This is a genomic window from Desulfatibacillum aliphaticivorans DSM 15576, from assembly GCF_000429905.1.
GTDB lineage: Bacteria > Desulfobacterota > Desulfobacteria > Desulfobacterales > Desulfatibacillaceae > Desulfatibacillum > Desulfatibacillum aliphaticivorans.
Genome location: NZ_AUCT01000009.1, coordinates 90,599 through 102,237, shown reverse-complemented (window position 1 = coordinate 102,237; position 11,639 = coordinate 90,599). Strand labels below are relative to the sequence as shown.

The window sequence follows — 11,639 nt, the reverse complement described above, 5'->3', positions numbered from 1 at the left end:
TTGACTATGTCGTTTTTGAAAGAAAAAAAATTTCAGGTTCTGGTGGTGGAGGACAATCCCGCCGACCTGGATCTGGTCACAGAATACTTGGAAATGGGCGTGCATGACTTTTGCGTGGAGTCCGCGACCAGCATCGAAGATGCGTCTACCCAGCTCGGGAACTCCAAATTTGACGTTGTCTTGCTCGACCTTGGCCTGCCGGACTCCCAAGGGGTGGAAACAGTATCCCGCATGGTGAAGGAATGCCCGTCCATTCCTATTATTGCTCTTACAGGAAGAGACGACGACGAGACGGCGCTGCAGGCAATTCGTGAAGGCGCCCAGGACTATCTTGTCAAAGGCAAAATCTCACCGGACCAGATAATAAGGGCCATTCGATACGCCATAGACAGAAAAAATACCGAAAACGAACTCTCCGCCATTTATGAAAACGCCCCGGTGCTCATGATGCTGGTGGATAAGGACAGAAAAATACTCCGGCTCAACCAGCTATCCTCCATCTCAGGCCAGAGGAAAAACATAAAATACCTGGGGCTTCGGGGCGGGGACGCCCTTCGATGCCTTTACGCCCTTCAAAACGAGGCCGGCTGCGGCAACTCCCCCAATTGCGATCAATGCAAGATCAAAGAATCAATACTGCACACTCTGGAAACCGGCGCCCCCCTTAAAAACATTGAAACCATGCTTCCCGTGTCCGATGGAAAAGAAACGCGAGACCTCCACCTGAGCGTTTCCACGGCCCAAATTATTTTGAATAACGAACCCAAAGTTCTGGTGGCGCTGGCGGATGTGACCACGCGCATCCAGGCCATGGAAAACCTGCAACGCAGCGAAGCCCTCTTAAATAACACCCAGCGCCTTTCAAAAATCGGCGGTTGGGAGTGGGATATCGATAAGCAGGAAGTGTATTGGAGCCAGGAAGTATATAACATCCACGGGTTCAAGGAAGAGGAGTATCCGGTCAACTCTCAGGAGCACTTGGAAAAAAGCCTGGCCTGCTATCCTCCTGAGTATCGAAACATTATCCAGTCAGCCTTCAATCGATGCATGGAAAAAGGCGTTCCCTACGATTTCGAAATTCCTTTTATCAAAGCGACGGGGAAAAAAATCTGGGTTAGAACCACCGGCCAGCCAATGTATAAGGGCAAAAAAATTGTCCGGATAATTGGAAATATCATGGACATCACGGAACGCAAGGAAGCGGAGCAGGACCTAAAAAAAAGCGAGGCTTTTCTGAATGCCACGGGAAAAATGGCCAAAGTGGGTGGGTGGGAAATCGACGTTGCAACCATGGATCTCCGCTGGACCGACGTAACCTATGATATTCATGAAATTCCCAAGGCCTACAAGCCCACCCTTGAAGAAGCCGTCTCCTTTTTCCACGAAGAAGATCGTCCCAAGTTGGAAACTGCGATTAAAAGCGCCGTGGAAAACGGCGAACCCTATGACATGGAGCTTCGCTTCACAACGGCAAAGGGGCGGCAGTTATGGACCCACACCAAATGTTCGCCGGTGATTGAGAACGGTAGAGTGGTGCGACTGCTTGGAACCTTTCAGGACATCACCGCGTCCAAAACCGCTCAAGAAGAAAAAAAACAGTTGCAGGAGCAGTTTCAACAGGCCCAAAAACTGGAATCCGTGGGCAGGCTGGCCGGCGGCGTGGCTCACGATCTAAACAACATGCTAACGCCTATCCTGGGATTCGCCGAAATTCTCATGGAGGATTTTGGACCGGACGACGACCGCAGGGGTTCCGTCCAGGAAATTATCAGCGCAGGCGCAAAGGCCAAGGAACTGGTGGCCCAACTCCTGGCTTTCAGCCGAAAGCAAATTCTGGAGTTCAGATTATTGGACCTTAACCAGGTGCTGTCCGGATTTGAAAAGCTGCTGCGGCGGACTATCCGGGAGGACGTGGCCATTGAAATGGAGCTGGCGCCCTCGCTGCCCCTAATCAGAGGAGACATAGGCCACCTGGAACAGGTTATCATGAACCTGGCTGTCAACGCCCAGGACGCCATGCCAGGCGGCGGAAAGCTCCGCATCAGCACCTCTGTCGCGGAATACGACGGAAAAACGCCCATGGCGGGGGAAAAACTTCCTGAAGGGCGTTATGTCGTCCTATCCGTCAAGGACTCGGGGGCGGGAATGGACCAGGAAACCCTGCAAAACGTTTTTGAGCCTTTTTATACCACCAAAACCAAGGACAAGGGCACCGGGCTGGGGCTTTCCACGGTATACGGCATTGTCAGGCAGCACAATGGGCAAATCAGCCTTTCCAGCGAACTCAATGCCGGCGCCGAGTTTAAAATATTCCTCCCCGTTCAGGATGCCGCCGCCGTACAGGAGGCCTCCCCCGTCAAGCAGCAAACGGACGAAGCCGGCCAGGAAACCATTCTGCTTGTGGAAGACAATCCCCAAGTGCGCAATCTGGCCCGCTTGGTTTTAAAAAGAAGGGGATACAATGTATTGGGCGCCGCAGACGGCCCCGAGGCTTTGGAAATGATCAAAGAACAGGCCCACCCCATCAACCTGTTGCTGACGGATGTAGTCATGCCCGAAATGAGCGGCAGGGATCTCTTTAACCAGTTGTCCGGCGATTCGAAAATCAAGGTCCTTTACATGTCCGGATATGACGACGAAATGATAGCCAATGAGGGCGTTTTGGAAAATGGCGTGGATTTTATTCAGAAACCCTTCACCGGACAGGCTCTGGCGGCCAAGGTCCGGCAAGTCCTGGATCGAAGCGCGTAACAGGCGCTATGCCGCGGTTTCGCCTTAACCGCCGCCTTTCCATAGGCGAAGACGGCGAGGAAAAACGCCGTTTGAAGCCGGAATTTTTTCGATTTTTCACCTCCTTTTTGGGTCTTTTTGCCTGAATTCATCCTTTCCTAACCATTTTAAGTCCGAATAATGGTTGACGAACCGGACAAATTGTTCAATACAAATGGATTCTGAGTAACGTCTCAGGAGACGGTGCGCGAAAAAAAAAGGACATAACCCCCGGGATCAGGGGGATAGAATTCTGGACCTGGATACAGGCGAACAAGGCAAAACCTCTAGAAAGGAGAAAAACATGTCTGCAAAGCTCATTAAGGGAACGGATATCAGGGAAGAAATCCTGGAAGAAGTAACCAAGGAAGTTGCTGAACTCAAGGAAAAAACCGGAAAGGTTCCCGGGTTGGTGACCATTCTGGTCGGCGAAAATCCGGCTTCCGTGTCTTACGTAACCCTCAAGATTAAAACCGCCCACAGGGTTGGCTTCACCGAAATTCAGGACAACCAGTCCCCGGACATCTCTGAAGAAGATCTCCTGGCTCTGATCGATAAGTACAACAATGACGATTCCATCAACGGCATCCTGGTGCAGCTTCCCCTGCCCAAGCACATTGATGACAAAAAAATCCTCAACGCCATCGATCCTGACAAGGACGTTGACGGCTTCCATCCCGTGAACGTGGGCCGTTTGATGATTGGCGGAGACGAAGTGAAATTCGCTCCCTGCACCCCCGCAGGCATCCAGGAAATGATCGTGCGCGCCGGCGTGGAAACCAGCGGCGCAGAGGTGGTTGTTGTGGGCCGCTCCAACATCGTCGGTAAGCCCATCGCAAACATGATGGTGCAAAAAGGCCCCGGCGCCAACTCCACCGTGACCATCGTCCACACCCGGACCAAAGACCTGGCCGCTCATTGCCAGCGCGCTGACATCCTGATCGTGGCCGCCGGCGTGCCCGGACTGGTCAAGCCCGAGTGGATCAAAAAGGGCGCATGCGTCATCGACGTGGGCGTGAACCGCGTGGGAACCAAAATCAGCGAAAAGACCGGCAAGGAAATTGCCGTGCTTCGCGGCGACGTGGACTTCGACGCCGCCAAGGAAATCGCCGGCTCCATCACCCCCGTGCCGGGCGGCGTTGGCCCCATGACCATCACCATGCTCATGGTCAACACTCTGAAATCCTTCAAGTTCGCTAACGGCTTGATGTAGTCTTTTGGGGAGGAGCTCCGTTTCGGGGCTTCTCCCTTTCTTTCCGGCGAAAACATCCCCCGGAAACGGGCGGCCGAACCGAATTCGGCCTTTGAAAAATCAGGTTGGATTGAGAATGCAAACCCGGTGCTCACCGAGCAACGGAAACCTCAGTTCAACCTTCGTTATTTTATGGTGAGGCCGGAATGAGGCAAATCCGAGTATTGGTGACAGGGGGAGGCGGTTTTTTAGGAAGCCGTCTTTGTGACCGGCTTGTGGAACAGGGCGCAGAAGTAATTTGCGTGGACAGCTTCATTTCCGGCGCCAAAAATAACGTCCGGCATCTGCTGGACAAAAAAAATTTTGAGCTGATCCGCCATGATGTGGTGGAGCCTATCCTGCTGGACGTGGACCGGGTTTATAATCTCGCGTGTCCTTCTTCGCCCGTGTTTTTCCAAAAAAACGCGGTCAAGACCGTCAAGACCAACGTGATGGGAACCATCAACATGTTGGAAAACGCCGCCCACTGCAAGGCCCGGCTGCTGCAGGCCTCCACCGCCGAAGTATACGGAGAGGCCCGGGAGCACCCGCAAAAGGAAAGCTATTGGGGCTACCTCAATCCCATCGGCTTGAGGGCCTGCCACGACGAAGGCAAACGCGTGGCCGAAACCCTGGTGATGGACTACCATAACCAAAGGGGTGTGGATACGCGAATCGCCAGGATTTTCAATACGTACGGCCCCCGGCTCGCATTGGACGACGGAAGGGTTGTAAGCACCTTTGTGATGAAAGCGCTCAAAAACGAGCCCATATATATCAACGGCGACGGCGCCCAAACCCGGACCTTTTGCTATGTGGACGACATGGTGGACGGAATTATCCGGCTCATGGAAACCGAAAACGCTGTTAAACCGGTCAACCTGGGAAGCCCCGTTGAAGTGACGATCCTGGATCTGGCCAAAAAAATAATCGCAATTTCCGGCTCCAGATCTGAGATCGTATTTCAGCCCATGCCGGAAAATGAGATAATCAGGAGAAGGCCCGACATCACGCGGGCGGAACAATTACTGGGGTGGACCCCCACAACCGATCTCGTTGCGGGCCTGGGCCTTGTCATCGAGGATTTCAAAAGCAGGATCAAGTAAACCGACGTTTTAATGCGCCATTCGGGGTTTTGAAACGTCAAGCCGCCAACAAGAGGAAATTATGATTGAACTGGATTTCGAGAAGACAGGCGGATTGCTTCCCGCAATCTGTCAGGACGCGGAAACCGGAGAGGTTCTCATGCTCGCCTTTATGAACAAGGAATCATGGGAAAAAACCCTGGAAACCGGCATGGCCACCTATTGGAGCCGCAGCCGTCAGGAACTCTGGACAAAAGGACTCACATCGGGAAACGTGCAAAAGGTCAAGGAAATTCGCGTGGACTGCGATGACGACACCATTTTGCTGAAAGTGGAGCAGATTGGCGGCGCTGCCTGCCACACCGGTCATAGGAGTTGTTTTCATAAATTGGTGGAAGGCGACAAACTGACTGTAGTGGGCGAACCTGTGTTCGACCCCAAGGAAGTCTACAAAAAGTAATCATCAAGAACGGGCCCACCGCGAGGACCCATTGCGGACAAAAAGTCCGCCAGAGGTTGAAAAAAAATGACGGATACACTGAAACTGGGCGTGCCCAAAGGCAGCCTGCAAAACGCCACCATCGAATTGTTTAAACGCTCCGGCTGGAAAATCAACGTCCACAGCCGCAACTATTTTCCTGACATCAACGACGCTGAAATCAACTGCGCCATCTGCCGCGCCCAGGAAATGTCCATCTACGTAGAAAACGGAACCCTGGACGCCGGCCTTACCGGCAAGGATTGGATTGCGGAAAACCAATCCGATGTGCACGTGGTGACGGACCTGGTCTACTCCAAGGTCAGCTCCAGGCCGGCCCGCTGGGTTCTGGCCGTTGCCGGCGACTCTCCGGTTAGAACCTTGGAAGACCTGCAGGGCGCAAAAATCGCCACGGAAATGGTGGGCTTCACCAAAAGATATTTCGCGGAACGCGGCATCGACGTGGAAGTGGAATTCTCCTGGGGTGCCACGGAAGCCAAGGTGGTTTCCGGCCTGGCCGACGCCATCGTGGAGGTCACGGAGACCGAAAGCACCATCCGCGCCCACGGCCTGCGCATTATTGACGAAATGATGCAGACCAACACCCAGCTCATCGCCAACAAAAAAGCCTGGGAAGATCCTTTCAAACAGAAAAAAATCAATCAGTTGGCCATGATGCTCAAAAGCGCGCTGGTGGCCGAAACTCTGGTGGGCCTCAAGATGAACGTGCCCGAGGAAAAAGCGGACGACGTCATCGCCATTTTGCCTTCTTTGAACGCGCCCACGGTTTCCCACCTGTATAAAAGCACTTGGCTGTCTGTGGAAATCGTCGTGGACGTGTCGGTCGTCCGGGACCTGATTCCCCAACTTTTGGAAAAAGGCGCCGAAGGGATTGTTGAATACTCCCTGAATAAGGTAATGTTCTAATAGATTTAAAGCCGGGCTACGGCCTCGGCGGAGGTTTAGCAGTGACAGTTTCCAAACGGGTTGATCAAATTACCCCCTTTATCGTCATGGAGGTCCTGGAACGGGCCAAGGCCATGGAGCGGGACGGGGTGAACATAGTCCATCTGGAAGTGGGCGAGCCCGATTTCGATACTCCCGAGTGCATAACGGAAGCCGGGATCAAAGCTCTTAGGGACGGATACTCCCATTACACCCACAGCCTGGGCATTCTTGAATTGCGGGAGGCCATCGCCGAGCATTATTACAATGAATACGGCGTGGAGGTGAACCCGGACCACATTGTGGTGACCAACGGCACCTCTCCGGGAATCTTCATGACCTTTGCGGCGCTTTTGGAGGCCGGAGACGAAGTGATCGTCTCGGACCCCCATTACGCGTGCTACCCGAATTTCATTGAATTCGCCGGCGCCAAGCCTGTCAAGGTCGCGGTGACCGAAGAGGAAGGCTTCCAGTATCGGGCTGAACAAATTCAAAAGCATATGACCGACCGCACCAAGGCGGTCATGATCAACTCGCCCTCCAACCCCACAGGCAATTTGCTCTCTCCCGAAAGGATGCAGCAGGTGGCCGACCTGGGCAAGGTGGTGGTTTCCGATGAAATCTACCACGGTTTGGTGTATGAGGGGAAGGAACGGTCCATCCTGGAGTTTACGGATGAAGCCTTTGTGCTGAACGGGTTTTCCAAGGCCTATGCCATGACAGGGTGGCGGCTGGGCTATCTGATCGCGCCCAAACGCTTTATCAGGCCGCTGCAAAAGCTCCAGCAGAACTTTTTCATCTCAGCCAACGCCATGACCCAGATGGCGGGCATTGCAGCGCTTAAGGAAGCCGGTCCGGATGTGGCCCGCATGCGGGAGATTTACGACCAACGGCGCCGGTTTATGATTCGCAGGCTCAGGGAAATCGGTTTAGGCATCACCGTGGAGCCCACGGGCGCTTTTTACGTGCTGGCAAACGCCAGGCATTTAGGCTCCGATTCCTATAAAATGGCCTTCGACATCCTGGAAAACGCCCACGTGGGCGTCACCCCGGGCATCGATTTCGGCCAGCAGGCGGAGGGGTATATTCGCTTCTCTTATGCCAACTCTTTGGAGAATATCGAAGAAGGCATGAACCGCCTTGAAAAGTACATAAACAGCCTATAACGCCAACCCTATAATTTTAGCAAAACGCTTTGCCCGGCGGCCCGCCGCCGGGCAAGGCGTATTTCCCGGCTGATTTTCCATGATAATCAAAAGCGCAAAATTTATGTCCAGCGCCACCAAGCCTGGCAATTATCCTCCTCCCGAACTGCCGGAGATAGCCTTTGCCGGCCGTTCCAATGTTGGTAAATCGTCCCTTATCAATAGCTTGCTCAAAAGGAAAAAGCTGGTGAAGACCAGCTCCACGCCGGGCCGGACTCAGCTTTTGAATTTTTTCGAAGTTAACGAATCCCTGGTTTTTGTGGACCTTCCTGGGTACGGATACGCCAAGGTTTCCAAGGAAATGCGGAAAAAATGGGGCCAGATGATCGAAACGTTCATCACCACCCGCAAGACCTTGCACGGCGTGGTGTTGATTCTGGACCTCCGGCGCATTCCCGGAGGGCAGGAGCGGGAAAACCTGGCTTGGTTCGACCTGAACAACATCCCCGTAATCCTGGTGGCCACCAAGGCGGATAAATTCTCCCGCCAGCGGCAATTGGCCCAGCAAAAGGAAATGGCAAAGGCCCTTGGAATTCCATTGGATGTGATCCACGTTTTTTCGGCCAAAACCGGCCAGGGCAGAGACGAGTTGTGGGAGTCCATCCTGGATTTATGCGAAATTGACGACTTCGAGCAGGGAGACGATGACAATGTTTGAAAATTTCAAATCCGGATTTATCGGCATGATCGGCGCTCCCAACGTGGGAAAGTCCACGCTATTGAATCAAATGCTGGGGGAAAAGGTTTCCATTACTTCATCCAAACCCCAGACCACCCGCAACCGGATTTTGGGCGTTGTGCACCGGGAGAAAGCCCAGCTTGTTATGCTCGATACGCCGGGCATTCACAGCGCCAAGTCGCCCCTTAATAAGCATATGGTGGACGTGGCCATGCAGTGCATGGGCGACGTGGACCTGATCATGTTTGTGGTGGACGCCTCCAAGCCGGATCCGAACTCGGAGAGGCTGGCTTTAAAAGGCCTTGCCAAGCAAAAAATGCCTGTGATCCTGGTCCTGAATAAAATTGACCTGATCAAAAAGGAAACCCTGCTGCCGTTAATCGCCAAGTGGGAGCCTTTGGCCGACTTCAAGGCCATTGTTCCGGTTTCCGCCGAGACGGGCGAACAGGTGGAAGAGCTCATTGCGATTTTGGAGGAACAGCTCCCCCAGGGGCCTCCTTTCTTTCCTGAGGACAGCCTGACCGACATGCCGGAGAGATTTGTGGCTGCGGAAATGATCCGGGAAAAAGTCTTCCGCATGACCTCCCAGGAAATCCCCTATTCCGTGGCCGTGACCCTGGACTCCTTCACCGAGCAGGAAAAGCCGCCCATGGTGAAGATCTCCGCCGTCATCCACGTGGAGCGGGATTCCCAGAAGGGCATCATCATCGGCAAACAAGGCGCTATGCTGAAAAAAATCGGAACCAGCGCACGTCAGGAAATTGAAAGGATGGTGGGCGTTAAGGTTTTTCTCAAACTCTTTGTCAGGGTGGAAAAAAACTGGAGCACGGACACGAAAGCCATGCGGAGGCTTGGCTACGAATGATTCTCTCCTTTCATCCCATAATTGTCGGAGATGAGAACCGCCTGTGCGCCGGCCGCGACCCCAATGAAGAGGATCAAGCCGCTATCAAAAGGGCTAAAATCGTCATTCTCCCCCAGGGTTGCAAAGAGTCCTTATACACCATGGCTGTAGAAAACTGCGACAGGGTGTTTCCCGATTACCACGCCCGGTTCAGGTTTCCCGGCAAAGTCGGCCAAATCAGGCTGTTCCAGGAAACGGGCGCTCCCCATCCCCGCACCTTCGCTTACGACAGCCTGGAAGCCTTCATGCACATTCACAAGGCGGAGCCCACCTTGCCGCTGCGGTTTCCCACCGTTTTCAAGCTCAATTGGGGCGGAGAAGGCAGTTCGGTGTATCTGCTGCAAAACCACGATGACGTGGCTTTCGCCCTGGCCAAAGCGCAAGCCTGCCAGGACACCGGACAAAAGGGATTTTTATTCCAGGAGTATATAGAGACTCAAGGCCGAAGCCTGAGGGTGGCGGCCATCAACGAAACGCTGGTTACTTACTGGAGGGTCGCCCCGGAAAATGCAGGATTCGGCGTCAGCATGGCCCACGGCGCCCGGGTGGACCAGAAGTCCTACCCGGAACTCATGAAAAAAGGCGAGCAGGCGGTGAGGGATCTTTGCAGGAAAACCGGCATTAACCTGGCGGGATTCGACCTGATTTTCGATCTGGATTCACCAGACCCCACGCCCCAATTTCTAGAGGTGAATTACTTTTTCGGCAGGCGAGGCCTGGGGGGATCCGAGCAATATTACATCCTGCTTCACGAAGGCATTAAGGCCTGGCTGGAAAAACAGCTTTAGCACCAATCCAGATTCACGGGGCTCAACTCCCTGGACGGCACGTCAAAAAGATATCCCTGGCCGAAGGGAACTCCTATCTCCTTCAATTTCTCGTACTCCTCCTTGGTTTCCACCCCCTCCACTATCACGTGGGAGCCGATGCTTTTTCCCAGGTTGACCATGGCTTTGACAATTTCCTGCTTTAAGTAACTCTTGTGCACGTCTTTGACAAAAGAAATGTCCACTTTCATGTACCCGGGCGTCAACTCCATGATGCGCTCCAGGTCGGAGTATCCCGTGCCCATGTCATCCCCGGCGTGAACAATGCCCACGTCCGTATAGTCCCGCATGGCGTCCCGGAACAGGTCGTAGTTGTCGATGGCCAGCTTTTCGCTGATTTCAAAAACCACGTTCTCCGGCTTGATTTCCAGGTCCTCCAGGAGTTCCTTCAAATACAGGCCGCGAAATTCCGGATCATGAATGGTCATGCTAAGCGTGTTGACAAAAATTTTCTTGTCCGTGCACATGGTGCGGACCCGTTCCAAAGCCCGTCTCCGGCAAAGCCGGTCCAGCTCAAAGGAAAGACCGCATTCCGAGGCCATAAGGAACATCAACGTCGGGCTGGCGAATTCCGAATTTTCCGGACCGCGGGATAACGCCTCGTACCCGATCACTTCCAGGGTGTTGAAATCCACGATGGCCTGGAAAACCGTCCGGATATCCTGCTCGATAATGATTTTTTGCAGCCCGTACCGGCTCAGGTAGTCGCGCTTGGCGGCGATGAATTCGCCCATTTTCTTGGAGTTGCGCACCAGTTGGCGGATCAGCCGCATATTGCTGACCATGGGGTTTTGAATCTCAAGGGCGTACCCGATGTTGGGGCGGACAAACTCCTTCAGGTAAGGATACAACAGGTCGAACACCGCTTTTTCCAGCCCGCGGCGGATGCGTTCGGAAATGGCCTCCAGGTGATACACCAGTTGGGTCCTGTCGTCCCGAGGCGCCGATAAAAAGATCACAAAGGTGTCGGCGTCATACAGGTCCACCACAAAGATGTCCCGCCCCCGGAACTCCTTGCGCTTGATATCTTTGAGTATGTCGGTAAGTTGAAGGAGCAAATAGTTGTACGAATTGCTGCCGTACAGGTATTCCACCTTGCTGAGCTGCTCGATTTGCACGGTGATGCAGGCCATGTACTGGAGATCAATTAAGATGGACTCCACTTTCTCATATTCCTGAATTACCGTCGGCAGGGATAAGGTGCGGTTGTAGTAAAACCCCTCATGTATGTCGACGCATACCTTGTCTTGGTCGCTTATTTTTTTCAGCATTGGACGTCCTCTTAAACGTACTGCGCCAGAATGCAGAATGCATCCCGCCGCCCCCCGAATTTTTTCCGGCGCCGACCCACGGATAACAAGGCCTAAAGGAGTGTGGTGCACCGGGCAAGATGTGATCTATTTCATACTATGCAGGATATACTATGCGAGCGCAACCCCAAATTTTTCAACACTCGCCCAATATCAAAAAAAGGCAGGATATCCTGTAATTAGAACTCAAAGATAAGGATGTTTTA

Annotated in this window: 10 protein-coding genes; 9 read left to right on the top strand and 1 reads right to left on the bottom strand. The window is 53.3% G+C overall.

Annotation, left to right across the window (positions count from 1 at the left end; all coding sequences use genetic code 11):
* Nucleotides 1–6 precede the first annotated feature (6 nt).
* The 9 genes from G491_RS33700 to G491_RS30255 all read left to right on the top strand — a co-directional run bounded on the left by G491_RS33700 (nucleotide 7) and on the right by G491_RS30255 (nucleotide 10,084).
* Entirely contained in the window at nucleotides 7–2,751 is a 2,745-nt protein-coding gene (locus G491_RS33700; RefSeq protein WP_051327166.1) for a response regulator, read from the top strand.
* A 322-nt stretch (nucleotides 2,752–3,073) separates the two neighbouring features.
* The gene (gene folD / locus G491_RS0110290; protein ID WP_015948148.1) at nucleotides 3,074–3,982 is read left to right on the top strand and encodes a bifunctional methylenetetrahydrofolate dehydrogenase/methenyltetrahydrofolate cyclohydrolase FolD; all 909 of its coding nucleotides are present in this window, start codon (nucleotides 3,074–3,076) and stop codon (nucleotides 3,980–3,982) included.
* A gap of 185 nt (nucleotides 3,983–4,167) precedes the next feature.
* Nucleotides 4,168–5,106: a UDP-glucuronic acid decarboxylase family protein gene (locus G491_RS0110285; RefSeq protein ID WP_157468169.1), complete on the top strand. Its 939-nt coding sequence runs from the start codon at nucleotides 4,168–4,170 to the stop codon at nucleotides 5,104–5,106.
* 19 nt (nucleotides 5,107–5,125) lie between these two features.
* Entirely contained in the window at nucleotides 5,126–5,545 is a 420-nt protein-coding gene (hisI, locus tag G491_RS0110280; RefSeq protein WP_226992378.1) for a phosphoribosyl-AMP cyclohydrolase, read from the top strand.
* 66 nt (nucleotides 5,546–5,611) lie between these two features.
* Nucleotides 5,612–6,490, top strand: a complete 879-nt coding sequence (gene hisG, locus G491_RS0110275) for an ATP phosphoribosyltransferase (RefSeq protein WP_028314534.1) — start codon at nucleotides 5,612–5,614, stop codon at nucleotides 6,488–6,490.
* Between the two features lie 41 nt (nucleotides 6,491–6,531).
* The gene (locus G491_RS0110270) at nucleotides 6,532–7,674 is read left to right on the top strand and encodes a pyridoxal phosphate-dependent aminotransferase (protein WP_015948152.1); all 1,143 of its coding nucleotides are present in this window, start codon (nucleotides 6,532–6,534) and stop codon (nucleotides 7,672–7,674) included.
* A 79-nt stretch (nucleotides 7,675–7,753) separates the two neighbouring features.
* The gene (yihA, locus tag G491_RS0110265) at nucleotides 7,754–8,371 is read left to right on the top strand and encodes a ribosome biogenesis GTP-binding protein YihA/YsxC (RefSeq protein ID WP_015948153.1); all 618 of its coding nucleotides are present in this window, start codon (nucleotides 7,754–7,756) and stop codon (nucleotides 8,369–8,371) included.
* Nucleotides 8,364–9,257 (top strand): GTPase Era, encoded by an 894-nt coding sequence (era, locus tag G491_RS0110260; protein WP_028314533.1) that lies wholly within the window; start codon nucleotides 8,364–8,366, stop codon nucleotides 9,255–9,257. The genes yihA and era overlap by 8 nt, the downstream gene beginning before the upstream one ends.
* Nucleotides 9,254–10,084 carry an ATP-grasp domain-containing protein gene (locus G491_RS30255; RefSeq protein WP_051327165.1) on the top strand — a complete coding sequence of 277 codons (831 nt, stop codon included), beginning with the start codon at nucleotides 9,254–9,256 and terminating at the stop codon, nucleotides 10,082–10,084. The genes era and G491_RS30255 overlap by 4 nt, the downstream gene beginning before the upstream one ends.
* On the opposite strand, the gene G491_RS0110250 is transcribed toward G491_RS30255, so the two are convergent.
* Nucleotides 10,081–11,394, bottom strand: coding sequence for an EAL domain-containing protein (locus G491_RS0110250; RefSeq protein WP_028314532.1), 1,314 nt, complete (start codon nucleotides 11,392–11,394; stop codon nucleotides 10,081–10,083). The genes G491_RS30255 and G491_RS0110250 overlap by 4 nt on opposite strands.
* Between the last annotated feature and the right edge of the window lie 245 nt (nucleotides 11,395–11,639).

Coding starts and splice junctions, on each gene's coding strand:
- G491_RS0110285 (WP_157468169.1), top strand. CDS start 4,168: ATGAGGCAAATCCGAGTATTGGTGACAGGGGGAGGCGGTTTTTTAGGA.
- G491_RS30255 (WP_051327165.1), top strand. CDS start 9,254: ATGATTCTCTCCTTTCATCCCATAATTGTCGGAGATGAGAACCGCCTG.
- yihA (WP_015948153.1), top strand. CDS start 7,754: ATGATAATCAAAAGCGCAAAATTTATGTCCAGCGCCACCAAGCCTGGC.
- era (WP_028314533.1), top strand. CDS start 8,364: ATGTTTGAAAATTTCAAATCCGGATTTATCGGCATGATCGGCGCTCCC.
- G491_RS0110250 (WP_028314532.1), bottom strand. CDS start 11,394: ATGCTGAAAAAAATAAGCGACCAAGACAAGGTATGCGTCGACATACAT.
- G491_RS33700 (WP_051327166.1), top strand. CDS start 7: ATGTCGTTTTTGAAAGAAAAAAAATTTCAGGTTCTGGTGGTGGAGGAC.
- hisG (WP_028314534.1), top strand. CDS start 5,612: ATGACGGATACACTGAAACTGGGCGTGCCCAAAGGCAGCCTGCAAAAC.
- folD (WP_015948148.1), top strand. CDS start 3,074: ATGTCTGCAAAGCTCATTAAGGGAACGGATATCAGGGAAGAAATCCTG.